This is a genomic window from Roseateles violae, from assembly GCF_030410485.1.
GTDB lineage: Bacteria > Pseudomonadota > Gammaproteobacteria > Burkholderiales > Burkholderiaceae_C > Roseateles_D > Roseateles_D violae.
The window spans coordinates 498,820-521,844 of record NZ_JAUHHC010000001.1 but is presented as its reverse complement, the minus strand read 5'-3'; the positions used below and the strand labels follow the sequence as shown (position 1 = coordinate 521,844).

At 70.9% G+C, this 23,025-nt stretch carries 22 protein-coding genes; 16 read left to right on the top strand and 6 right to left on the bottom strand.

The genetic code is table 11. The features are described from left to right. Nucleotides 1-38 precede the first annotated feature (38 nt). Nucleotides 39-1,532 (top strand): YncE family protein, encoded by a 1,494-nt coding sequence (locus tag QWJ38_RS02250; RefSeq protein ID WP_290357407.1) that lies wholly within the window; start codon nucleotides 39-41, stop codon nucleotides 1,530-1,532. Between the two features lie 151 nt (nucleotides 1,533-1,683). Further along, nucleotides 1,684-2,955: a Glu/Leu/Phe/Val family dehydrogenase gene (locus QWJ38_RS02245; protein ID WP_290357406.1), complete on the top strand. Its 1,272-nt coding sequence runs from the start codon at nucleotides 1,684-1,686 to the stop codon at nucleotides 2,953-2,955. Nucleotides 2,956-3,003: 48 nt separating this feature from the next. Here QWJ38_RS02245 and QWJ38_RS02240 read toward each other — a convergent pair whose 3' ends face one another. After that, entirely contained in the window at nucleotides 3,004-3,738 is a 735-nt protein-coding gene (locus QWJ38_RS02240; RefSeq protein WP_290357405.1) for a phosphatase PAP2 family protein, read from the bottom strand. Nucleotides 3,739-3,862: 124 nt separating this feature from the next. On the opposite strand from QWJ38_RS02240, the gene QWJ38_RS02235 reads away from it, so the two are divergent. Genes QWJ38_RS02235 through QWJ38_RS02210 form a run of 6 tightly spaced genes read left to right on the top strand, consistent with a single transcriptional unit; the run spans nucleotide 3,863 to nucleotide 8,881 of the window. Continuing rightward, the gene (locus QWJ38_RS02235; protein ID WP_290358045.1) at nucleotides 3,863-4,522 is read left to right on the top strand and encodes a response regulator transcription factor; all 660 of its coding nucleotides are present in this window, start codon (nucleotides 3,863-3,865) and stop codon (nucleotides 4,520-4,522) included. A 2-nt stretch (nucleotides 4,523-4,524) separates the two neighbouring features. Next, complete coding sequence (locus QWJ38_RS02230) at nucleotides 4,525-5,802, top strand: sensor histidine kinase (RefSeq protein ID WP_290357404.1); 1,278 nt, start codon at nucleotides 4,525-4,527, stop codon at nucleotides 5,800-5,802. Nucleotides 5,803-5,842: 40 nt separating this feature from the next. Continuing rightward, a complete protein-coding gene (locus QWJ38_RS02225; RefSeq protein WP_290357403.1) occupies nucleotides 5,843-6,832 on the top strand; it encodes a KpsF/GutQ family sugar-phosphate isomerase in 990 nt (329 codons plus the stop codon). Beyond that, a complete protein-coding gene (locus tag QWJ38_RS02220) occupies nucleotides 6,832-7,413 on the top strand; it encodes a KdsC family phosphatase (RefSeq protein ID WP_290357402.1) in 582 nt (193 codons plus the stop codon). Before QWJ38_RS02225 ends, QWJ38_RS02220 begins: the two co-directional genes overlap by 1 nt. Then, the gene (gene lptC / locus QWJ38_RS02215; protein WP_290357401.1) at nucleotides 7,413-8,102 is read left to right on the top strand and encodes an LPS export ABC transporter periplasmic protein LptC; all 690 of its coding nucleotides are present in this window, start codon (nucleotides 7,413-7,415) and stop codon (nucleotides 8,100-8,102) included. Before QWJ38_RS02220 ends, lptC begins: the two co-directional genes overlap by 1 nt. Then, complete coding sequence (locus QWJ38_RS02210; RefSeq protein ID WP_290357400.1) at nucleotides 8,099-8,881, top strand: SDR family oxidoreductase; 783 nt, start codon at nucleotides 8,099-8,101, stop codon at nucleotides 8,879-8,881. Before lptC ends, QWJ38_RS02210 begins: the two co-directional genes overlap by 4 nt. A gap of 63 nt (nucleotides 8,882-8,944) precedes the next feature. Here QWJ38_RS02210 and rbp read toward each other — a convergent pair whose 3' ends face one another. Beyond that, nucleotides 8,945-9,436 (bottom strand): RNA-binding regulator, encoded by a 492-nt coding sequence (gene rbp / locus QWJ38_RS02205; RefSeq protein WP_290357399.1) that lies wholly within the window; start codon nucleotides 9,434-9,436, stop codon nucleotides 8,945-8,947. 246 nt (nucleotides 9,437-9,682) lie between these two features. On the opposite strand from rbp, the gene QWJ38_RS02200 reads away from it, so the two are divergent. From QWJ38_RS02200 to QWJ38_RS02170, 7 genes are all read left to right on the top strand, one after another. Next, the gene (locus QWJ38_RS02200) at nucleotides 9,683-10,585 is read left to right on the top strand and encodes a hypothetical protein (RefSeq protein WP_290357398.1); all 903 of its coding nucleotides are present in this window, start codon (nucleotides 9,683-9,685) and stop codon (nucleotides 10,583-10,585) included. Beyond that, complete coding sequence (locus QWJ38_RS02195; RefSeq protein WP_290357397.1) at nucleotides 10,585-11,355, top strand: helical backbone metal receptor; 771 nt, start codon at nucleotides 10,585-10,587, stop codon at nucleotides 11,353-11,355. The genes QWJ38_RS02200 and QWJ38_RS02195 overlap by 1 nt, the downstream gene beginning before the upstream one ends. Nucleotides 11,356-11,392: 37 nt before the next feature. Then, nucleotides 11,393-12,034: a MarC family protein gene (locus QWJ38_RS02190; RefSeq protein ID WP_290357396.1), complete on the top strand. Its 642-nt coding sequence runs from the start codon at nucleotides 11,393-11,395 to the stop codon at nucleotides 12,032-12,034. Continuing rightward, entirely contained in the window at nucleotides 12,031-12,714 is a 684-nt protein-coding gene (creB, locus tag QWJ38_RS02185) for a two-component system response regulator CreB (RefSeq protein ID WP_290357395.1), read from the top strand. The genes QWJ38_RS02190 and creB overlap by 4 nt, the downstream gene beginning before the upstream one ends. A gap of 6 nt (nucleotides 12,715-12,720) precedes the next feature. Further along, the gene (creC, locus tag QWJ38_RS02180) at nucleotides 12,721-14,160 is read left to right on the top strand and encodes a two-component system sensor histidine kinase CreC (protein WP_290357394.1); all 1,440 of its coding nucleotides are present in this window, start codon (nucleotides 12,721-12,723) and stop codon (nucleotides 14,158-14,160) included. An 83-nt stretch (nucleotides 14,161-14,243) separates the two neighbouring features. Next, nucleotides 14,244-15,596 carry a cell envelope integrity protein CreD gene (gene creD / locus QWJ38_RS02175; protein ID WP_290357393.1) on the top strand — a complete coding sequence of 451 codons (1,353 nt, stop codon included), beginning with the start codon at nucleotides 14,244-14,246 and terminating at the stop codon, nucleotides 15,594-15,596. 43 nt (nucleotides 15,597-15,639) lie between these two features. Continuing rightward, nucleotides 15,640-17,313: a GMC family oxidoreductase gene (locus QWJ38_RS02170; protein ID WP_290357392.1), complete on the top strand. Its 1,674-nt coding sequence runs from the start codon at nucleotides 15,640-15,642 to the stop codon at nucleotides 17,311-17,313. A 3-nt stretch (nucleotides 17,314-17,316) separates the two neighbouring features. On the opposite strand, the gene QWJ38_RS02165 is transcribed toward QWJ38_RS02170, so the two are convergent. From QWJ38_RS02165 to QWJ38_RS02155, 3 genes are all read right to left on the bottom strand, one after another. Next, nucleotides 17,317-17,772 carry a DUF2214 family protein gene (locus QWJ38_RS02165; RefSeq protein ID WP_290357391.1) on the bottom strand — a complete coding sequence of 152 codons (456 nt, stop codon included), beginning with the start codon at nucleotides 17,770-17,772 and terminating at the stop codon, nucleotides 17,317-17,319. Between the two features lie 99 nt (nucleotides 17,773-17,871). Then, nucleotides 17,872-19,251, bottom strand: a complete 1,380-nt coding sequence (locus QWJ38_RS02160) for a leucyl aminopeptidase family protein (protein WP_290357390.1) — start codon at nucleotides 19,249-19,251, stop codon at nucleotides 17,872-17,874. 68 nt (nucleotides 19,252-19,319) lie between these two features. Continuing rightward, the gene (locus tag QWJ38_RS02155; protein ID WP_290357389.1) at nucleotides 19,320-19,673 is read right to left on the bottom strand and encodes a thioredoxin family protein; all 354 of its coding nucleotides are present in this window, start codon (nucleotides 19,671-19,673) and stop codon (nucleotides 19,320-19,322) included. Nucleotides 19,674-19,868: 195 nt separating this feature from the next. Here QWJ38_RS02155 and QWJ38_RS02150 point away from each other — a divergent pair, with 195 nt between their 5' ends. Beyond that, complete coding sequence (locus tag QWJ38_RS02150; RefSeq protein ID WP_290357388.1) at nucleotides 19,869-20,030, top strand: hypothetical protein; 162 nt, start codon at nucleotides 19,869-19,871, stop codon at nucleotides 20,028-20,030. Between the two features lie 26 nt (nucleotides 20,031-20,056). On the opposite strand, the gene QWJ38_RS02145 is transcribed toward QWJ38_RS02150, so the two are convergent. Beyond that, complete coding sequence (locus QWJ38_RS02145) at nucleotides 20,057-22,924, bottom strand: DEAD/DEAH box helicase (RefSeq protein ID WP_434063930.1); 2,868 nt, start codon at nucleotides 22,922-22,924, stop codon at nucleotides 20,057-20,059. Nucleotides 22,925-23,025: the final 101 nt, after the last annotated feature.

Genomic DNA, 23,025 nt, shown 5'->3' with positions numbered 1-23,025 from the left:
AGGCGCTCGACCTCGGCGCGATCGGGGGAGTGAATCGGATGGCAACAAAGCATGCCTGGCGCCGTATGGCGGTCGTCGGCTTTTCCTCTCTTATCGTCGCCTTGGCGGGCTGCGGCGGTGGTGGCGGTGGCGGGGGAGGTGGCGCCAGTTCGACCACGTCGCTGCAAGTCGCGCTTGAGCCGGCCAGCCTGGAAATATCGGGCACGCCGGCCCGCCCTGGGAGTGGCAACTACTTCGACGTCAAGCTGTCGAATGTTCCCGGCGCCGGCTACTACTACCGCATCGGCCACAGCGGCAATGCGATCGAGACCACGAGCTACGTCGGCGACTCGTCGCCGACGATCGCCATGCTCTATATCGGCTTCAAGAGCGCCGCGACGCTGAAGGAAGGCAGCTACGACGACACGATCACGATCGAGATCTGCGCCGATGCCGACTGCAGGCAGCCAGCGCGCGGCAGCCCGCTGACCGCGCGCGTCCGCTACACGATGAAGAGCATCCACCAGCCCGAACCCGAGGTCGCGGCGCTGACGCCGACATTGCGCGAAGCCTTGCCGCATGATGTGGTCGACGCCGAATTCAGCAAGGCCTTGAATGCCATCGTGATGGTGTCGACCTGGCCCGACAACGCGCTCTATGTCTACGACGCGGCGACCCGTGCCGAGCGCAAGATTGCGCTGAGCAAGGCGCCGCGAGGCGTCTCGGTCGGCCCGGACGGCCAGCGGGCCGCCGTCGGCCACGATGCGCGGGTCAGCGTGGTCGACCTGGGCGCCGGCACGGTTGCCAAGTTGCTGGACTTGAGCGCTGACACCAGCGATCTGGTGTTGGACGGCCAGGGGCATGTCCATGTCTTTGCGGCGAGCAGCGGCTCTGCCACCGTGCATTCGATTGATATCGCCAGCAGTAGCGTGACGGTGAACCCGGGCTCCTACTCCAGGAGTCGGGCCTTGTTGCATCCCGGTGGCTCGAGCATCTACCAGATGGACCTCGAGATCAGCCCCTCCGACATCCGCAACTTCGATATCAGCAGCGGCTCGGCCAGGCTGTCCTGGGATTCGCCCTATCACGGCGACTATGAGATGTGCGGCAATTTCTGGTTCGGCGCCGATCCCGGCATCGTCTATACCGCCTGCGGTCGCAGCTTCCGGGCGCCGGCATCGCGGCGCGAGGACTTCAGCTACGCCGGTACGCTGGCGCTGTCGACCAATTCGCCCAACGGCGGCTATCGCATCGAATCGCTGAGCGAATCGGCCGCCAAGAATGAATTGGCGCTGATCGAATATGCATCGTTTAGCTGCCTGGTGAACGACCCCGCGACCGCCCCCTGCTACTCCCATCTGAATCTTTACGACGGCAAGACCGGCAAGCGCAAGGCGATCTACTCGTTGCAGCCGCTGCAGTTTGCCGGCATCACCTATGCGCAGCGCGGCCGTTTCCTCTTTCACTCGAACGGCGGGGAGCTGCTGCTGATCAGCCAGGTGATCGGCAATCCGGACCGCGCCACCGCCTTCCAGATCAGCCGCATGCCGTGAGTTAGTTCCCGCAAGGCGCGGCTTTGGCGGCGCGATTCCGCAGGCTATGCGCAAGCCGCATGGCCGCATGTGCACTTGGCTTGGCAAATGCTGGCGAGACAGCGGTGGTTCGCGATACCGTTCGCGCCACCAAAAAGTCACGGAGCATTACATGCCCAATCTTTCCTTTGTCACGCCCTCGCGCAACAGTCCCTGGGGCACCTATCTGTCCCAGATCGACGCCGTCGAACCGTACCTCGGATCGCTGGCACGCTGGGTCGAGACGCTGCGCCGACCCAAGCGCGCGCTGATCGTCGACATCCCGATCGAACTCGACAACGGCACGATCGCCCATTACGAGGGCTACCGCGTCCAGCACAGCCTGACCCGCGGGCCCGGCAAGGGCGGCGTGCGCTACCACCCCGACGTCACGCTGGAAGAAGTGATGGCGCTGTCGGCCTGGATGACGATCAAGAACGCGGCCGTCAACCTGCCCTATGGCGGCGCCAAGGGCGGCATCCGCCTCGATCCGAAGACCTTGTCGATGAAGGAGCTGGAGAAGGTCACCCGCCGCTACACCAGCGAGATCGGCATCATCATCGGCCCGCAGCAGGACATCCCGGCCCCCGACGTCAACACCAACGGCCAGATCATGGCCTGGATGATGGACACCTACTCGATGAACGTCGGCGCCACGGCGACGGGCGTCGTCACCGGCAAGCCGATCCCGCTGGGCGGCTCGCTGGGTCGCGTGGCCGCCACCGGCCGCGGCGTGTTCGTGATCGGCCGCGAGGCGATGCGCCGCCTGAACGTGGCGATGGAGGGCGCGCGCGTCGCCGTCCAGGGCTTCGGCAATGTCGGCTCGATCGCCGCCAAGCTGTTTGCCGCCAACGGCGCCAAGATCGTCGCCGTGCAGGACCACAGCGGCACGATCCAGAACGAGCAGGGCTTCGACATGCAGAACCTGCTCGACCACGTCGCGCTGGCCGGCGGCGTGGCCGGCTTCAAGGGCGGTGACGCGATCGCCAACGAGAACTTCTGGGACATCAAGACCGATGTGCTGATCCCGGCCGCGCTGGAGGGCCAGATCACGGCCGAGCGCGCCCAGCGCCTGCACACCCGCATCGTGCTGGAGGGCGCCAACGGCCCGACGACGCCGGACGGCGACGCGGTGCTGGCCGATCGCGGCATCACCGTCGTGCCGGACGTGATCGCCAATGCCGGCGGCGTGACCGTGTCCTACTTCGAGTGGGTGCAGGACTTCTCGAGCTTCTTCTGGACCGAGGACGAGATCAATGTCCGCCTGGACAAGATCATCACCGGCGCCTTCAAGGGCATCTGGGAGACGGCCGAGCAGCACAGGATCTCGCTGCGCACGGCGGCCTTCACCGTCGCCTGCACGCGCGTGCTGCAGGCCCGCGAGGAGCGCGGCCTCTATCCTTGAAGAGACACTGACGAAGCAAGTGAAAGGCCCGCTGCCAGCGGGCCTTTTTCATGGGCGGCGGCGCAGCGCCAGCGCGCCGACGGCGCAGCAGCACCAGCAGATCCAGGCCGTCCACATCGTGTGGCTGGCGTAATGGGCGCCGCGCGCCATCTGGGTCCAGCCGAACAGCGTGCCGACCAGCAGGACGCCGAGCAGCCAGGCACGGGCGCTGCGCGGATAGGCGCGGCGCAGCGCGAAGAAGCCGCTCAGGAAGGCGAAGGCCGAGCTGGCGTGGCCGGAAGGGAAGCAGCGGCCCGGGCCGCCGTCGGCGACGCCGATATGCCAGTGCGAGACGTAGTGGGCGACGCCGCCGAACTCGGCCAGGTCCCAGGGGCAGCTGGTCTGGCTTTGATGTTTCAGCAGCGGGATCAGCACGACGCAGAAGACCGTCATCGCCAGCCATCCGAGCCGCTCGGTGCGCGTCTGCCGCGGCCACAGCGGCTTGAAGCAGTTGACGATCAGGACCAGGGCCAGCAGCCAGGCGGCGGCGCGGCCGCCCTCGTGCAGGACCTTGGCCGTCAGCCAATGCTCGCGCCAGGCGAAGCCTTGGGCGTCGCCCCAGTGGCGGACCAGCGCGAGGTCCAGGCCGCTGCCGTCCCAGGCCAGCAGCATGGCCAGGCCCAGCAGCGCGACCAGCAGATCGGACCAGAGGAAATGGCGGGACGGCGCCTGGGTGGCGGGGAGCGCGGGATGGGTAACAGTGGCCGGCAGCCGCATGCCGGCATTGCTGAGAGCTTCTTGCACGCTTGCGATTGAGCCGGCCGGGGCTGAAGACAAGCTGAAGTGAGCGGCCGCCAGCGGCAGGATCGCACGCTTGTTCGTGTTAGCGTAGCGCCGATCGATAGCGGCCCGATCAGGGCGAATGGCGATGCGACTGCTGCTGCTGGAAGACGACGATGTGCTGGGCGAGGGCCTGCGCGATTTTCTGCGCGGCGACGGCCATCATGTCGACTGGTTCACCCGCCTCGCCGATGCCAGCCTGATGCAGAAGAGCGAGCCCTACGACGCCCTGCTGGTCGACTGGCAATTGCCCGATGGCTCGGGCCTGCACTGGGTGCGCGCGCTGCGCCAGCGCAGCGTCGCGACACCGGTGCTGATGCTGACCGCGCGCGACCTGCTCAGCGACCGCATCGACGGCCTGGACAGCGGCGCCGACGACTACCTGGTCAAGCCCTTCGAGCCGGAGGAGCTGGTCGCGCGGCTGCGCGCGGTCGCCCGCCGGCGTGCCGGCGCCGCCAGTTCCAAGCGCCGGCTCGGCGCGGTCGAGCTCGATCTGGCGGCCAAGAGTGCGACGCTGGATGGCCAGCGCGTCGAGCTGACCGCGCGCGAATGGACGCTGCTGGAGGCGCTGACGCAGCGGGCCGGCCGCATCGTCGACAAGCGCGAGCTCGAGTCGCTGATGCTGGGCAGCGAGGCCGAGGTGTCCAGCAATGCGCTGGAGGTCCATGTCTCCAGCCTGCGCCGCAAGCTGGGCCGCGAACTGATCGAGACGGTGCGCGGCCTCGGCTACCGCCTCGTCGAGGGCTAGCGATGGCGGCGCCGTCGATCCGCCGTCGCCTGTCGCGCACGGTGCTGGCGCTGACCCTGCTCGGCGCGCTGCTGTCGACGCTGGCCGGCTGGGCCATCGTGCGGCGCGAGGTCAACGAGCTCTTGGACGACACCTTGCAGGCCTCGGCCGATGTGCTGGCCGAGCTGCTGGGCCCGGCGGAGCAGCAGCCGCTGCGGCCCGGGTCCGCCGTCACCGTGCGCGGGCCGGCGGCCGACAAGCATTTCGCCTGGCAGCTGGTCGGCGCCGACGGCCGGCTGCTGCTGCGCTCCAGCCTGGCGCCGCCGCAGCCCTGGCTGCCCCGCCCGACCGAGGGTTTCAGCGATCCGGACCCGCATTGGCGGGTCTACGGCCGCTGGCGCGGCGCGACCATGCTCTACGTCGCCCAGACCGGCGAGGAGCGCGACGAGGCGCAGCTGGAGGTCGGCATGGCCAGCGCCGGCACCGCCCTGCTGCTGAGCGTGCTGTGCGCGCTGTGGCTGCGCCGGCGCGTGCGCCAGGAGCTGCTGCCGCTGGCCGATCTGTCGCTGGCGATCGCCGCCCATGATCCGCTGGCCGAGGGCGCGACGCTGCCGCGGCCCGAGCGCGAGGAGCTGCTGCCCATCCACGACGCGATCGAGGAGCTGGGCCGGCGCCTGGCGCGCCGGGTCGCCAACGAGCGCGCCTTCAGCGCCCATGCCGCCCATGCCTTGCGCACGCCGCTGGCCGGCATGGATGCGCAGCTGGCCGTGGCCTTGCGCGAGAGCCCGCCGGCGCTGCGGCCGCGCCTGCTGCGCACGCGCGAGGCGACCGGCCGGCTGCGCCGCGTCGTCACCGCGCTGCTGACCCTGTTCCGCAGCGGCGTCGATCTGCGCTGGCAGTCGCTCGACGTGGCGGCCCTGCTGGCGCGCCTGCCGCTGGAGGGCCTGGAGCTGTCGGTGCGCGGCGAGCCGCGGCTGGCCGCCGACCCCGATCTGCTGGCCGCCGCCCTGATCAATCTGCTCGACAACTCGCTGCGCCATGGCAGCCGGCAGGTCGAGATCGAGGTCCGCCATGGCAGCGATGGCGTCGTCTGCATCGCCCTGCGGGACGACGGTCGCGGCGAGACGCCCGAGCGCCTGCAGGCGCTGCAGCAGGCGCTGGCCGCGCAGCACTACGAGGGCCAGATGGGCCTGGGCCTGATGATGGCCGATATGGTCGCCCGCGCGCACGGCGGGCGGCTGGCGTTGCCGGGGGCGGAACGCGGCTTTGCGGTCGAGCTCTGGCTGGGCCCGCCGCCCTGAAACCCTGGGGCCGAAAAGCCCCGCTTGCTACACTGACCGGATGAGCAATCTCCCCCAATTCGACGCGGCGCGCGCGGTGCAGATCGCCCAGCAGGCGCTGCAGATCGAGGCCGCCGCCTTGACCGGCCTGGGGCCGCGTCTGGGCGAGGCGTTTGCGGCCGCGGTGCAGGCGGTGCTGGCCTGCAGCGGCCGCGTCGCCGTGATGGGCATGGGCAAGAGCGGCCATGTGGGCCGCAAGATCGCCGCCACCCTGTCCTCGACCGGCACGCCGGCCCTGTTCGTCCATCCGGCCGAGGCCAGCCATGGCGACCTGGGCATGGTGACCCAGCAGGACGTGGTGCTGGCGCTGTCCAATTCGGGTGAGAGCGACGAGCTGAACGCGGTGCTGCCGGTGCTCAAGCGCCTGGGCGTCGTCATCATCGCGATGACCGGCCGCGCCGAATCGAGCCTGGCCCGCCATGCCAGCATCGTGCTGGACAGCGCGGTGGCCGAGGAGGCCTGCCCGCTGAATCTGGCGCCGACCGCCAGCACGACGGCGCAGATGGCGCTCGGCGATGCGCTGGCCGTCGCGCTGCTGGACGCGCGCGGCTTCCGCGCCGAGGACTTCGCCCGCTCGCACCCGGGCGGCGCGCTGGGCCGCAAGCTGCTGACCCATGTGCACGACCTGATGCGCAGCGGCGAGGCGCTGCCGCGCGTGAGCCCGGCGACGCCCTTCACCGAGATGATGCGCGAGATGTCGGCCAAGGGCCTGGGCGTGGCCATCGTCGTCGACGCCGAAGACCGGGTGCAGGGCATCTTCACCGACGGCGATCTGCGCCGTCTGGTCGAGAAGGGCCAGGACTTGCGCGCGCTCAGCGCGGGCGAGGTCATGCATGCGAATCCGCGCACCATGCGCGCCGATGCGCTGGCCGCCGATGCGGCCTCGTTGATGGAAGCGGCGCGCATCACTCTCGTGCTGGTGGTCGACGCCGGACAGCAGTTGCTCGGCGCGATCTCGATCAACGATCTGATGCGGGCCAAGGTGATCTGATGCGGCGGGCCGCATTGCGCTTCGCGCCCGAGCTGCTGGTCCAGGCGCAGGGCACCGGCCTGGGCGTCAAGGCCGCGATCTTCGATGTCGACGGCGTGCTGACCGACGGCCGCATCTATATCGGCGAGACCGGCGAGAGCTTCAAGGCCTTCTCGACCCTGGACGGCCAGGGGCTCAAGCTGCTCGACCAGGCCGGCATCACGCCCATCGTCATCACCGGGCGCGACTCGCCGGCGGTGCGCCGCCGCATCGCCGACCTCGGGCTCCGGCATGCCGCCTATGGCGCCAAGGACAAGCTGGCCGTGGCCCAGCCGCTGCTCGACGCCCTGGGCCTGCAATGGGCCGATATCGCGGTGATGGGCGACGACTGGCCCGATCTGCCGCTGATGAGCCGCGCCGGCTTCGCCTGCGCGCCCGCCCAGGCCCATGCCGAGGCCAAGGCGCTGGCCCATTACGTGACCCAGGCCGCCGGCGGCCATGGCGCGGCGCGCGAGTGCTGCGATCTGCTGCTGCAGGCCTGTGGCCGCTACGAGCCATTGCTGAACGGCCATTTGGACACGCTGGACGGAGGCCGCGGCTGATGGCCGCCAGCCTGGCGCCGCCGCGCGCGGCCGCCACGCCGCGACGACCGCAGCCCTGGATCTGGCGCCTGCAGTCGCTGCTGACCTCCTACCTGCCGCTCTTGCTGATGGCCTTTCTGGCCACCGGCACCTGGTGGCTGGTCAAGAACACCCCCGGTCAGGACGAGGAGCGCGAGGCAGCGCCGGCGCGCCATGAGCCCGACTACCGGATGCGCGATTTCGAGCTGCGCCGCATCGGCGCCGACGGCCGCCTGCGCGTGCGCATCGAGGGCGCCGAGATGCGCCACTATCCCGACACCGACACGCTGGAGATCGATGGCGTGCGCCTGCGCGCCTTCGCGCCCGACGGCAGCCTGACCCTGGCCACCGCGCGGCGCGCGACCAGCAATGCCGACGCCAGCGATCTGCAGCTGCTCGGCGATGTGCGGGTAACGCGCCATCTGCTCGGCCCCGGCGGCGAGCCGCTCGCCCAGCCGCAGCTGGTGGTCAGCGGCGAATTTCTGCAGGCCCTGGTCAACGAGGAACTGCTGCGCTCGCATCTGCCGGCCGTGCTGAGCTACTCCGGCGGCGAGGTGCATGCGCAGAGCTTCGAGTACGACCATCTGCACGGCAAGCTGCGCTTTGCCGGCCACACGACCGGGCGCTTCGAGATGCCACCGGCCAGGAATAGCAAGGGAAGGGGCCGATGAGCGGCGGGCAAGGATTGGTCTACATCACCGGCGCCTCCAGCGGCATCGGCCAGGCGCTGGCCCTGCACTACCAGCGCGCCGGCTGGCGGCTGGCCCTGGTCGCGCGCCGCGCGGCCGAGCTGCGCGCCTGGGCGGAGGCCCAGGGCATCCCGGCCGAGCGCTGCGCCGTCTATGGCGCCGATGTCTGCGACATCGCGTCGATCACCGCCGCCGGCCGCGCCTGCATCGAAGCACAGGGCCTGCCCGACGTGGTGATCGCCAATGCCGGCATCAGCATCGGCATCGACAGCGCCCTCTATGAAGACCTGGCCGTCATGCAGCGCGTCTACGCGACTAACAATATCGGCCTGGCGGCGACCTTCCAGCCCTTCATCGCGCCGATGAACGCGCGCCGCAGCGGCAGCCTGGTCGGCATCGCCAGCGTCGCGGGCATCCGCGGCCTGCCCGGCCACGCAGCCTACTGCTCCAGCAAGGCGGCGGTCATCAGCTATTGCGAAAGCCTGCGCGGCGAATGCCGGCCGCAAGGCGTCAGGGTGCTGACCATAGTGCCCGGCTATGTGGCGACGCCGCTGACCAGCCGCAACCGCTACGGCATGCCCTTTCTGCTGCAGCCGGAGCAGTTCGCCGAGCGGGCCTTCAAGGCAATCGCGGCCGGCGTCAGCTACCGCGTGATTCCCTGGCAGATGGGTGTGGTCGCCAAGGCGATGCGGCTGCTGCCGAACTGGCTGTTCGACCGTGCGCTGGCCGGTCGGCCGCGCAAGCACCGCGCCAGCGAATAAAACGCCGGAGCCAAAGCAAAAGGCGCCCGAGGGCGCCTTTCTGTCTTGCTGCTGTGTGAGGGCTTAGTAGCCGCCGCCGGAACGACCGCCGCCACCGAAGCCGCCGCCGCCCGAACGGCCACCGCCGCCGTAGCCGCCGCCGCCCGAACGGCCACCGCCGCCGTAGCCGCCGCCACCGCCGCCGTAACCACCGCCGCCGCCGCCGTAGCCGCCGCCACCACCGTAGCCGCCGCCGCCCGAGCGACCGCCGCCACCGTAGCCGCCGCCACCCGAACGACCGCCGCCGCCGAAGCCGCCCGGACGCTCTTCACGCGGACGTGCTTCGTTGACGACGATGGCGCGGCCTTCCAGCGCCTGACCGTTCATGCCGTTGATGGCGGCTTGCGCCTCGGCGTCCGAACCCATCTCGACGAAGCCGAAACCCTTCGAGCGGCCGGTATCACGGTCCATCATGACCTTTGCGGAGGTCACGGTGCCGAATTGCGAGAACGCCTCTTGCAGAGACTCGTCACGCACGCTGTAGGCCAGATTGCCCACATAAAGCTTGTTTCCCATGGGGAAGCCCTTTCAATACCAAAGAACCATGTGGAGCTTCAACCCATCGTGAACCATTCAAGCGAAGGTGCGGCGTCCAGACACAGATAAACGATTATGGGGTGAAGGATTTGGCATTGCGCACTGACCAGCGGCCGAGTGTTGTTTTTCGGCGCCAGGGGATAGACCGGAGCCGCGCCGGCGGCACGGCGATTGCTCCAGGCCCGCCCGCGGCCGCCCACAGGCCCTGACTATGATGGCCGCCCTATGCCGCAAAAACTGACTCACGAGGCGCTGAACCGGGTGCTTTCCAGCCTGGATGCGGCGCGCAACGGGGCGGCGCTGTATGCGCTGCTGAGCGCCTTCTGCGCCGCCGGCCTGCTGCTGGCGATGGCCGAATCGGCGCTGGCCCGGGGCCAGGGCGGCTGGGGCGCGATCTGGGCCGGCCTGGGACTCGCTGTCGCCTTTTTTGGGGTCAACGCCACCGGCCTGATGCTGATGGACCAGGCGCGGGGCCGGCCGGTTCGCGAGGTGGCCGACGCCTTCCACGACGCGCTGCTGAGCGGCCACCGGGTGCTGCTGTGCCTGCTGCTGCTGCTGCTGCCGGCCGCCGCGGTGCTGGGCTTGCTGCTGGCGCTGCTGTGGGCGGTGCGCCTGCCGGGCATCGGCGCGCCGCTGTATGCGCTGCTGGTGCCGCTGGGCGTGATCGTGCTGGGCCTGCTGAGCTTTGCCGCCACCATGCTGGTCGGGCCGCTGGCCGGGCCGGCGGTCTGGGACGGCCACGGCGCCGTCGCCACCGCGCGGCTGCTGCTGCGCCAGCTGCGCCAGCGCCTGCCCGAGGCGGCCATGCTGATGGCGCTGGTGCTGCTGCTGACGGCGGCGGTGACGGCGGCGATCAGCTTCATCGTGCTGGCCGGCGGCCGGGCGATGGCGCTGCTCTCGGTCTGGCTGCTGGGCATCGACGTGCCGGCCCAGCAATTGATGGCCGGCCTGTTCGGCCATGGCCTGCGCAGCCTTGGCGCGTCCGGCGCGCCGGTGGCCGGCAGCCCGCTGGGCGTCGCCGCCCTGGTCGGCGGCGGGGTCGTGTTCGCGCTGGCCCTGGTGCTGCCGACGCTGATCTATCTGCGCGGCTGCTGCGCCGTCTACCTGGCCCTGCGCGACGAGGCCTGATGAGGGCAGCGCCGCCCCGCATCGCCAGCCTGGTGCCCAGCATCACCGAGCTGCTGGTCGCGCTGGGCCTGGCGCCCTTCCTGGTCGCGCGCACGGGTTTCTGCATCCACCCGGCCGAGGCGCTGCGCGAGGTGCCCAAGGTCGGCGGTACCAAGGACGTCAATCTGGACAAGCTGCGCCGGCTCGCGCCCAGCCATGTGATCGTCAACATCGACGAGAACCGGCTCGAGACGGTGCAGGCGCTGCGCGAGTTCGTGCCTAATATCGTCGTCACCCATCCGCAGGGGCCGGCCGACAACCTCGTCCTGCTGGAACAGCTGCGCGAGTCTTTTGGCCACCTGCCCGGCGTGGCGGCGCGCGGCACGGAGCTGGCCGCCGAGCTGCAGGCGGCGTTGGCGCGCTGCCGCAGCAGGCCCTGGCCGGGCGAGCGGGTGCTCTATCTGATCTGGCGCGAGCCCTGGATGACGGTGGCGCGCGACACCTACATCTCGCGCATGCTGGCCGAGGTCGGCTGGCGCAGCTGGCCCGAAGTCGACGGTGGCGAGCGCGGCGCGGCGCGCTATCCGGTGCTCGGCGGCGAGGAATCCTGGCTGGCCGGCATCGAGCGCGTGCTGCTGAGCTCCGAGCCCTACCGCTTCGGCGCCAAGCACCTGCCGCTGGCCGCTGCGCTGTGTCCGAACGCAAGGGTGCAGCTGGTCGACGGCGAGCTGCTCAGCTGGTACGGCCCGCGCGCGGCGGCGGGCCTGGACTATCTGCGCGGGCTTGCCTGAATAGCCGCCGCGGCCGCCCCCGCCCCACAATCGACGCATGGACATCTACAAGCCCCTGGTCGCGCTGCTGGCCATCGTCAACCCGATCGGCGTCGTGCCCTTCTTCATCCACTTCACCGGTAATCTGACGCGCGAGCAGCGCCAGCGCACCATCGTCGTCAGCAGCTTCACCGCCTTCGTCGTCATCTCGAGCAGCGCGCTCCTGGGCCTGAAGGTGATCGAGTTCTTCAATATCTCGCTGGCCTCCTTCCAGGTCGGCGGCGGCGTGCTGCTGCTGATCAGCTCGCTGCAGATGCTCAATGCGCAGCCGCCGGCGGCGCGCAAGGAGGACGTGGCCGAGGGCGCGACCAAGGCCGATGCCGGCGACAGCATCGCCGTCGTGCCGCTGACCATCCCGCTGCTCACCGGGCCGGCGACGATCTCCACCATGGTGATCTATGCGGACAAGACCCGGCACTGGTGGGAGCTGGCCGTGCTGGTCGGCTACGGCATCGTCGTCGCCATCGTCACCTATCTGGTCTTCAGCGCCTCGGGCCGCATCGCCAAGGTGCTGGGCCAGACCGGCATCAACATCATGACCCGACTGATGGGCCTGATCCTGGCGGCGCTGGCGGTCGAGCTGCTGGCCGACGGGCTGATCAAGCTCTTCCCCATCCTCGCCCCGCATGCCGCGCAATGACGATTCTGCTGCTCGAGGATGATCCGGCGATCGCCGAGACCATCGCGTTCGCCTTGCGGCGCGAGGGTTTCGAGCTCGAGCACTACGGCTGGCTGCAGCAGCTGCGCGAACGGCTGGCGCGCGGCCTGCCCGAGCTGCTGATCCTCGACATCGGCCTGCCCGACGGCAACGGCCTGGACCTCTGCCGCGAGCTGCGCGCCGCGCCGGGGCCGGCGAGCCGGCTGCCGCTGATCGTGCTGAGCGCGCGCAGCGAGGAGTTCGACCGCGTGCTGGGCCTGGAGCTCGGCGCCGACGACTACCTGGCCAAGCCCTTCAGCCCGCGCGAGCTGCTGGCGCGCGTGCGTGCGCTGCTGCGGCGCGCGGCGCCGGCGGCGGCAGTGGCGGTCGCCTCGGCGGAGTCCGACTTTGTCGTCGAGGCCGAGGGCTCGCGCATCCGCTTTCGCGGCGAGCTGCTGGACCTGACCCGGCGCGAGCTGGGCCTGCTGAAGCGATTGCTGGCCGCGCCGACGCGCATCCATTCGCGGGAATCGCTGCTCGACGCGGTCTGGGGCTTCGATGCCGACAGCGCCGACCGCACCGTCGACACCCATATCAAGACCCTGCGCGCCAAGCTGCGCGCGATCAGCCCCGGGCTGGACCCGATCCGCACCCATCGCGGACTCGGCTATTCGCTCGAGTAGCCGGCGATGCGCCTGGGCCTGCGGCTTTTCTTCGCCTTCTTCCTGATCGCGGGCCTGTCCTCCTTCCTGCTGCTGCGCGTCGTGCTGACCGAGGTCAAGCCCAGCGTGCGCGAGGTGATGGAGGACATCATGGTCGACACCGCCAATCTGCTGGCCGAGCTGGCGCGTGACGACCTGGCCGCGCTGCCGAGCGGCGCGACGCTGACCGCCAGCCGCTTTGCCGAGCGCGTGCAGGACTATGCGCGTCGGCCGGTCGACGCGCGGATCTGGGGCCTGCGCAAGCAGCGGCTGGATTTCCGCATCTACGTGACCGACGCGCAGGGCCGGGTCTTGCTCGACACCGGCCCCGGCGCCGAGCTTGGCGCCGACTACTCGCGCTGGCGCGACGTCGCGCTGACCCTGCGTGGCGAATACGGCGCGCGCTCCAGCCGCGACGTCGACCATGACGACCGCAGCACCGTGCTCTATGTGGCCGCGCCGGTGCGCGACGGCGAGCGCGTGCTGGGCGTCGTCACCGTCGCCAAGCCGGTGGCGACGATACAGCCCTTCATCGACCGCGCCGAGCGCCGCATCCTGAACGCCGGCCTGGCCCTCCTGGCGCTGTCGCTGGCGGTCGGCGTCGCGGTGACCCTGTGGCTGGTGTTCAGCGTGCGGCGCCTGCGCGCCTATGCCCAGCAGGTGCAGGCCGGCCGGCGCGAGCCGCCGCCCGAGGTGCCCGGTGAGCTGGGCGAGCTGGCGCAGGCGATGGACGCGATGCGCGGGCGGCTGGACGGGCGCGAGCATATCGAGCACACGGTGCGCGCGCTGACGCATGAGCTGAAGAGCCCGCTGGCCGCGCTGCGCGGCGCCGGCGAGCTGCTGCAGGACGAACTGGCCGATGCCGACCGCCGGCGCTTCGCGGCCCAGGTCGTCGAGCAGAGCGAACGGATGGGCGAGCTGGTCGACCGCATGCTGGAGCTGTCCAAGCTGGAGATGCTGGAGGCGCCGGCCCATGCGCAGCCGCTGCGCCTGGACGAGCTGATCGACGCGGTGCTGGCCGCTCTGCAGGACCGGCTGGCCCAGGCGCGCCTGCGGTCCGAGTGGCTGGCGCGCGAGCCGCTGCGCGTCGAGGCCGACGCCGAGCTCTTGCGGCTGGCGATCAGCAATCTGCTTGGCAATGCGATCGACTTCGCGCCGCCGGACACGGCGCTGGCCCTGAGCCTGGCCGCCGCCGAGGGCCAGGTCTTGTTCACGCTGCGCGACCATGGCCCCGGCGTGCCCGCCGCCGCCTGGGCGCAGCTGGGCCAGCGCTTCTTCTCGACCGCGCGACCGGGCAGCACCAGCAAGGGCTCCGGCCTGGGCCTGGCCATCGTGCACCGGGTGGCGGCGCTGCACGGCGGCTCGCTGCGCTTCGAGCCGGCCGCGCCGGGCCTGCGCGTGATTCTGGCGCTGCCGGCCGCGCGCTAACGCTTCACGCCCGGCTCACAAACTTCGCGCTGCGTTCACCGGGCCGGCCCAGACTGGGCCGCACACCACAGGAGGAGCCCGGTATGGGAGCACGCGCCATGTTCTTCAAGCTGCTGATACTGGCGGCCGTCACGCTCTTGCTGGGCGTCGTGCTGGCGCGCATCGGCTGGCTGGTCGACGAACGCCAGCAAAGGCAGCAGGAGGCGGTGAGCAATGTCGAGCAGTCGCAGGCCGGCGCGCAGACCTTGCTGGGTCCGCTGCTGCTGCGCCGCTGCAGCGAGGAATGGGACACGGTCGGCGGCGAGGGCAGGGAACGCCAGCCCGGCACCGAAAAGCGCGACTTCCTGCTGGCCGCCGTGCCCAGCAGCCTGCAGGTCGGCGGCGCCTTGAACCAGGAGGCACGCTACCGCGGCCTGTTCAAGGTCAATGGCTATGCGGGCCAGTTGCAGTTCGATGCGCAGTGGACCTCGCTGGAGGCGTTGCGTCCGCGCACCCAGCATGCCGGTTCGCGCCTGCAGTGCGGTGAGCCGCAGCTGCTGCTGGCGAGCAGCGATCCGCGCGGCCTGCGCACGGCCGAGTTGCGGCGCGGCGAGCAGCGCCTGGAGGTCAGGCCCGGCACCCTGCACCCGCAGTATCCGCGCGGCCTGCATGCGGCGCTGCCCGAGCAGGCGCTGGACGCGCCGCTGCAGCTGCGGCTGACGCTGGAGCTGGCCGGCACCCAACGCTTTGCCCTGGTGCCGGCCGCGGCGGCAACCCGTCTGAACCTGCGCTCCGACTGGCCGCATCCGAGCTTCGGCGGTCGCTTCCTGCCCAGCGCGCGCGAGGTCGGCGAGGCCGGCTTCAGCGCGCAGTGGCGCGTCTCGGAGCTGGCCAGCACGGCCGCGGCCGATGTGCTCGATCAGAAGACCATCGCCGGCGTCGGCGGCAGCGGGCCCAACGAGGTCGACACCCTGGAGCTGGCGCTGATCGATCCGGTCAATCCTTATGTGATGAGCGACCGCGCGATCAAGTACGGGCTGATGTTCATCCTCCTGACCTTCGTCTGCGTGGGCCTGGTCGAGCTGCTGTCGGGCCGGCGCGTGCATCCGCTGCAATACCTGTTCGTCGGGCTGGCGCTGAGCGTGTTCTTCCTGCTCTTGCTGAGCCTGTCGGAGCAGCTGAGCTTCGGCCTGTCCTATCTGCTGGCCGGCGCCGCGGCGGTGCTGCTGCTGGGTCACTACGGCGCGGCAATGCTGGGCGGCTGGCGGCGCGGCGCGGCCTTCGGTGCGGGCATCGCCCTGCTCTATGCGGCGCTGTACCTGCTGCTGAGCCTGGAGCAGGCGGCCCTGCTGATCGGCGCGCTGCTGTTATTCGCGGTGCTGGCGGCTGTCATGACGCTGACGCGGCGCATCGACTGGTATGCGCTGGGCGCAACAGGCAGCGCCCCGTCTCCGTAGCAATGCCCTTGTCCGGCGTCGCCGGCTGGGCGAGCATGGCGGCATGAGTTCCAGGCCCTTCGACATCATCATCATCGGCGCCGGCACGGCCGGCTGCCTGCTGGCCAACCGGCTCAGCGCCGACCCGGACAAGCGCGTGCTGTTGCTGGAGGCGGGCGGCCACGACGACTACCACTGGATCCACATCCCGGTCGGCTATCTCTACTGCATCGGCAATCCGCGCACCGACTGGCTCTACCAGACCGAGCCCGACGCCGGCCTGAACGGGCGCAGCCTGCGCTATCCGCGCGGCAAGGTGCTGGGCGGCTCGTCCAGCATCAACGGCATGATCTACATGCGCGGCCAGTCGCGCGACTACGACGGCTGGGCCGCCGCGCTGGGCGATCCGGCCTGGCGCTGGGACGGCTGCCTGCCCTTCTTCAAGAAGCACGAGGACCATTGGCGGCTCGACGCCGGCCGCCAGCCGGCCGACGAGCGCTTCGCCGCGCTGCACGGCCGGGGCGGCGAATGGCGGGTCGAGAAGCAGCGCCTGCGCTGGGAGGTGCTGGACGCCTTCGCCAAGGCGGCGACCGAGGCCGGCATCCCGGCCAGCGAGGATTTCAACGGCGGCAACAACGAGGGCGTCGGCTATTTCGAGGTCAACCAGCGCGGCGGCTGGCGCTGGAACACGGCCAAGGCCTTTCTGCGCCCGGTCTGCTTCGGCCGGCCGAACTTCGAGCTGTGGACCGGCGCGCAGGTGCGGCGGCTGACGCTCGGGCGGGACGAGGGCGGCGCGCTGCGCTGCAGCGGCGCCGAGGTGCTGACGCCGCATGGCCTGGAGACGGTCGGGCTGGCGCCCGGCGGCGAACTGCTGCTGGCGGCCGGCGCGATCGGCTCGCCGCAGATCCTCCAGCTCTCGGGCCTGGGTCCGGCGGCGCTGCTGCAGCAGCATGGCATCCCCGTGCAGCAGGAGCTGCCCGGCGTCGGCGCCAATCTGCAGGACCATCTGCAGATCCGCGCGGTCTTCAAGCTGCAGGGCGCCAAGACCCTGAACACCCTGGCCAACAGCTGGTGGGGCAAGGCGAAGATCGGGCTCGAATACGCGCTGCGCCGCAGCGGGCCGATGAGCATGGCGCCCTCGCAGCTGGGGGCCTTCGCGAGGAGCGACACGGGCAAGACCTGGCCCGATCTGCAGTACCACGTGCAGCCGCTGTCGCTGGATGCCTTCGGCGAGCCGCTGCACGGCTTCAACGCCTTCACCGCCAGCGTCTGCAATCTGAACCCGACGAGCCGCGGCACGGTGCAGATCCGCTCGGCCGATGCCGGCGATGCGCCGGCGATCGCGCCGAACTATCTGAGCACCGAGGCGGACCGGCGGGTCGCCGCCGCCAGCCTGCGGCTGACGCGGCGCATCGTCGCCCAGCCGGCGCTGGCTCCCTACCGGCCCGAGGAGTTCCGTCCGGGGCCGCAGTTCCAGAGCGACGAGGAGCTGGCGCGCCTGGCCGGCGATATCGCGACGACGATCTTCCACCCGGTCGGCACCTGCCGCATGGGCCGCGCCGACGATGCGATGGCCGTCGTCGACGGCCGGCTGCGGGTGCGCGGCCCGGGCGGTTTCATTGGCGGCCTGCGCGTCGTCGATGCCAGCGTGATGCCGACGATCACCAGCGGCAACACCAACTCGCCGACCTTGATGATTGCCGAGCGGGCGGCCGACTGGATCCTCAACGGCGATTAGGGCTCAGCGCGCACCGAAGCCATGCGCCATCAGCGAGGCGCAGAGCGCGACCAGCGGCAGCATCAGCATCTGCAGGCGCAGGCACAGCGCGACCTGGCGGTATTGGGAGTCGCTGAGCGCCGGCGCGCGGCCGGCCTTCAGCTCGGGCCGCCAGCGCAGGAAGCGCAGGGTCGGCACGATGGACAGCAGGCCCATCGCCAGGAACAGACCCAGCTTGATCTGGAAGAAGAGATTGGCCTGGTAGTAGCCGAGGCCCTTCTCGAAGCCGTAGGCGCGCACGAAGCCGGCCACCAGCAGCAGCATCGCGCTGATGCCGTACCAGCGGTCGGCCGCCGCCAGGCGCCGCGCTTCGGCCAGGGTGGGCGCCGGGGAGAAGGTCAGCCATTCGAACACCAGCGTGGCGACGATGCCGAAGACGGCGGCGAAATGGGCGAAGGCAATCAGCGAGCTGTTCAGCATGACGGGCTCCTTGCAGCAATGGGCGCCAGTGTGCCGCGAGTCCGCCGCGCCGGCCCGGCCGATGCGACGAGCCGTTGCCGGCCGTCGCCAGCGGCCGTATCAGCGCGTGAAGCGCTGTTCCAGGTAGGCCAGCAGCGTGCGTATCGTCTGCGCCTCGCCGCCGATCGGGCGGCCGGCGCGGGCCGTGTCGTTCCAGGCGAACAGGTCGATGTGCAGCCAGTCCTGGTTCTCGGGCACGAAGTACTCGAGGAACAGCGCCGCGTTGATCGCGCCGGCCAGCGCGCTCTTGCCCGTGTTGACGATGTCGCCGATGCTGCTCTCGATGCCGGACTGGTAGGGCGCCCACAGCGGCATATGCCACATCGGGTCATCCAGCTTCAGGCCCAGGTCGACCAGATCGCGGGCGGTGTCGAAATGCTTGCTGAACAGCGCCGGCAGCTGCGCGCCCAGCGCCACGCGCGCGGCGCCCGTCAGCGTCGCCAGATCGATGATCAGCTCGGGCTTGCCCTCCGAGGCATAGGCCAGCGCATCGCTGAGCACGACCCGACCCTCGGCATCGGTGTTGCCGATCTCGATGTGCAGGCCCTTGCGCGTCTTGATCACGTCGCCGGGGCGGTAGGCATTGCCGGCGATCGCGTTCTCGACGGCCGGGATCAGCACTTGCAGCCGCAGCGGCAGCTTGAAGGCCATCACCAGCGCGGCCAGGCCCAGCGCATTGGCGGCGCCGCCCATGTCCTTCTTCATCTGGCGCATGCCGTCGGCCGGCTTGATGTCCAGACCGCCGGTGTCGAAGCAGACGCCCTTGCCGACGATGGTCAGCAGCGGGTCCCGGGCCTTGCCCCAGTTCAGCTCGATCAGCCGCGGCGCGCGCGTGCTGGCGCGGCCGACCGCATGGATGGCCGGGAAGTTCTTCTTCAGCAGCGCGTCGCCGACGATCTCGGTGAAAGTGGCGCCATGCTGCTTGGCCACCATCTTGGCGGCGGCGGCCAGCTCGGCCGGGCCCATGTGCTCGGCTGGCGTGTTGACCAGATCGCGGGTGGCGATGATGGCGGCCGCCTGGGCCAGGCCGCGCTGCGCGTCGGCACCATCGGGCAGGGCCAGGGTTGCCGGCGCGCGGCGGCGCGGCTTGTACAGATCGAACTGGTAGGCGCCCAGCTCCCAGGACAGCGCGGCCTGCTCGGCCGACAGACCCAGGCCGTCCTGCGCCAGCCGGTAGACGCCCTCGGGCAGCGCCTGCGGCAGGGCGGCGAGCGCGAAGGGATGGGCGGCATGGGCGACGCCGGCGAAGACCTGGCCCAGCTTGCCGTCGGCGCCGGGCACCAGGCAGAAGCTGTCAGGCGCGCCCTTGAAGCCATTGGCCGCCAGCCAGTGGCGGGTCGGGGTCGGCAGCCGGGCGCTGAGCGCCTGGAAGGCCGCGCGGTCGACGACGGTGATGGCGATGGCGCCGGCGGGGACGTTGTTCTTCAGTTGTACGGTCATGGTGACTGGCTGCTTCGGCGCCCGGCGGGCGAAGCGGCGATTGTCCCGCCTTTTGCCCGACAGCCTCCTCAGCAGCTGTGCTGCAGCCGCAGCAGCAAGGCCTGGGCGGCCGGGTCGGCCGCGCCGGGCTGGGCGGAGCCGGCCGCCTCGAGCAGGCGCCGGGCCGCGGCCGGCTGCGGGATCACCGGGCCGACGAAGCTCAGGCGTTCGCCCTGGCCGATTAGCAGGGTCGGGAAGGTCTCGACCTCCAGATCGCCGACCAGCTCGGCGTCGTCCTCGATGTCCACCCAGACGAAGCGGATCTCGGCGAACTCGCTGCGCAGCGCGGCGAAGGTCGCCCGGTAGGCCTGGCAGATATGGCACCAGTCGGCGCACAGGCAGGCGACCAGCGTGCGGGGCGGGGCGGCGGTGTCGGCTTCCATCGCCAGGGAGCTTAGCCGCAAGCCGGCCGGCGTCCGGGGCGGGCTTGTCCGCGTTGCGGGCAGGAGACGAAAGCGCGGCCGGGCGCAGATGCAAAGAATTGTTAGCGCGCTGTCAACCACGCCCGAGCGACTCGCGTTGTGCCAGCAAGCGCCGCGGCCCCACACCCGGCGAGGCATTGGAGAAGGTCCACCGTCATGAAAAGTCAACATCGCACCGAACCGCAACCGCGCCGCATCCCGCTGCCCGAGTGGAATGCCGACAAGGGCCGCAAGCACGAGGCCTTCGAGTCCGGCCTGAGCCTCGGTTGCGACCGCCGCAGCCTGGCCCGCGCCATGCGCTTCGACCGCAAGCGCTGAGTTTCCGAGAAAGTTAGCGCCTGCTTCTATGACGACAGCGGCGCCAGCAACAAGGCGAGATCCTCGGCGCCGAACTTGAGAGCATCGGCCTCGTCGGCGCCCAGCACCCCTTCCGCCAGCGCCTCCTTGCGCTGCTGCAACTCCAGCATCCGCTCCTCGATGCTGCCTTCCACCACCAGCTTGTAGACGAAGACCGGCCGGGTCTGGCCGATCCGATGCGCGCGTGCGCTCGCCTGCGCCTCGACGGCAGGATTCCACCAGGGATCGACATGGATCACCGTGTCGGCCGCCGTCAGATTCAGGCCGACACCCCCGGCCTTCAGGCTGATCAGCAGCAAGGGCACCTCCTCGGCCTGGAAGCGCTGCACCAAGTTGGCGCGCTGGGCGACCGGCGTCGCGCCGCTGAGCATCAGAAAGGGCAGGCCCCAGGCCGGCAGCTCGGCGGCGATCAGGTCCAGCATCTCGGTGAACTGCGAGAACAGCAGCACCCGCCGCCCCTCGGCGATCAGTTCCGGCAGCATCTGGGCCAGCAAGTCCAGCTTGGCCCGCTCGGGCGCCTCGGCAAATTCCTCGCTCTTGACCAGGCGCGGATCGCAGCAGACCTGGCGCAGCTTCAGCAAGGCATCGAGCACCGAGATCTGCGCGCCGGCGAAGCCCCGCCGCTGCAGCACCCGCCGCACCTGCTGGTCGGCCGCCACCCGCACGCTCTCGTACAAATCACGCTGCCGGCCCTGCAGCTGCAGCCGGCGGACCACCGTGGTCAGCGGCGGCAGCTCGGCCGCCACCTCGTCCTTGCGCCGGCGCAGGATGAAGGGCCGCACCCGCTGGGCCAGCAGTTGGGCGCGCAGGCTCTCGCCGTTGACCTCGATCGGCTTGCGCCACAGGCGCTGGAAGCTGCGCGCATCGCCCAGAAAGCCGGGCATCAGGAAGTCGAACTGCGCCCACAGCTCGCCCAGATGGTTTTCCAGCGGCGTGCCGGTCAGCGCCAGCCGGTGCCGGGCCGCGATCCGGCGCAGCGCCTTGGCCGCGCGGCTGGCGGCGTTCTTGACCGTCTGCGCCTCGTCGACGATCAGCAGATGCCAGCGCTGCGCGGCCAGCGCATCGATGTCGCGCCAGACCAGCGGATAGCTGGTCAGCACCAGGTCGTAGTCGGCCAGCCGGCCGAAATGCTGCGCCCGCTCCGGCCCCTGCAGCAGCAGCACGCGCAGGGAAGGCGCGATGCGTGCCGCCTCGGCCCGCCAGTTGAACAGCAGCGAGCTGGGCAGCACGGCCAGCGCCGGCCTGCTGCCGTCACCGCCGCCGCCGAGCCGGCCGGCCTGCTTCTCCAGCAGCAGATGGGCCAGCGCCTGCGCCGTCTTGCCCAGGCCCATATCGTCGGCCAGGATGCCGGCCAGCTTCTGCTCGCGCAGGTATTGCAGCCAGGCCAGGCCGGCCAGCTGGTAGGGCCGCAGCGCCAGGCCCAGGCCGGCGGGCGGGGCGACCGGCTGCGGTGTGCCGGCCGCCAGCAGGCGCCGGGCCATGCGGCGCAGATCGCCATCGCCATGGAACTGCCAGCCGCTGCGTTCATCAAGCGCGGCCAGCCGCGTCGCGTCCCAGTCGCTGAGCAGCAGCGGGCCGTCCGGCCGTTTCGGATCGCAGAGCAGGTCCACCATCGCGCCGACGATGGGCTTGAGCAGCTCGGCCGCTGCCTCGATCTGGCGCCCGCCCGGCGCGCGCAGCAGGATCAGCGACAGATCGTCGATCGCGGCGATCTGCTCGGCATCGAGCCAGCGCCCGTCGCGGCGCAGCAGATCGGCGATCATCGGCGCCAGGTCCAGGCGCTCGCCCTCGATCTCCACGCCCAGGCTCAGCAGCCAGGCGCCCTGGCGGGCCGGCAGCGCCAGCGGCGCGATGTCCACATGCCAGCCCTCGGGCACCGCCGGCCGGTGCGCGAAGCCGGGCAGCACGACGATCTGCCAGCCCAGGCGCTCCAGCTCCGGCACGCGCTCGATCCAGAAGGCGCCGAAGAACTCCTCCTGCGCCAGCGTCCACAGATGATCCATGCCCAGTGCCGCGGCCGGGCTGCGCCATTGCAGCAGCGCCGGGTCCAGCGGCAGCAGGTCCAGGCGCCAGAGCTGCTCGCGCGCCTCGGCCTCGGCCGGCAGATCACGCGCCAGCAGGCGCCCGGCGATCGCCTGCGTGGCCGGCGGCCGGCTGTTCAGCAGCGAGCGCGGCGCCGGCAGCGCCCAGGCCAGGCCGCCCTCGGCGCGGTAGGTCCAGTCGACCTGGGCCACGGTCACCGCATCGCCGCGCGGGCCCAGCTTGCGCTGCTTGCGGTCGGGCGCCAGGCCCAGCAGCCCGTCGCCACGGCTCAGCGTGCGCAGGGTCAGCCGCGGGCGGAAGCGGGCCGGCTCGCCGACCGGCGCCGGCGGCGGGGGCGCGGCCGGCTGCGGGGCCGGTGCGATCTCGGCATCGCCCTGCAGCAGGTCCATCAGCCGCGCCGCATCGGCGGCCGCCAGCTTGGGCAGCGCGCGCAACTCCTCGCGTCCGGCCTTGCGGCGCAAGGCCTCCACCCATTGGCGCATCGCCTGCTCGCGCAGTGGCGCGTCGGCCTCGGCCTGCAGCCTCAGCAGCACCGCCGCCGCGTGCTCGCAGAAGCGCTGCGTGCGGCAGCTGCACAGCGCGCTGTAATGCGGCCGGCCGTCGCCGCCCAGAACACCTTGCAGCGCCAGCTCGTAAACCTGCTCGCCGCCGCCCTGCACGCGCGCGCTGGCGCCCTGCGCATCGGCCTGCAGGTCCAGGATCCGCGCCTGCAGCGCCCGGCCCCGCTGCAGCCGTGCCCGCTCGAACAGGCGCGCCAGCTGCGCCTCGTCGGGCGGCCAGAGTCGGGCGGTCGAAGGCGTGGCGGTGGACATCGGCGGCCATTGTCCCCGCTCGCCTGTTATCAGCAATTCTTTGGCATTGGCACTGAAAAAACGACTTCTCTTATTACAGGCGCTTGGCTATCGTGCCGGCC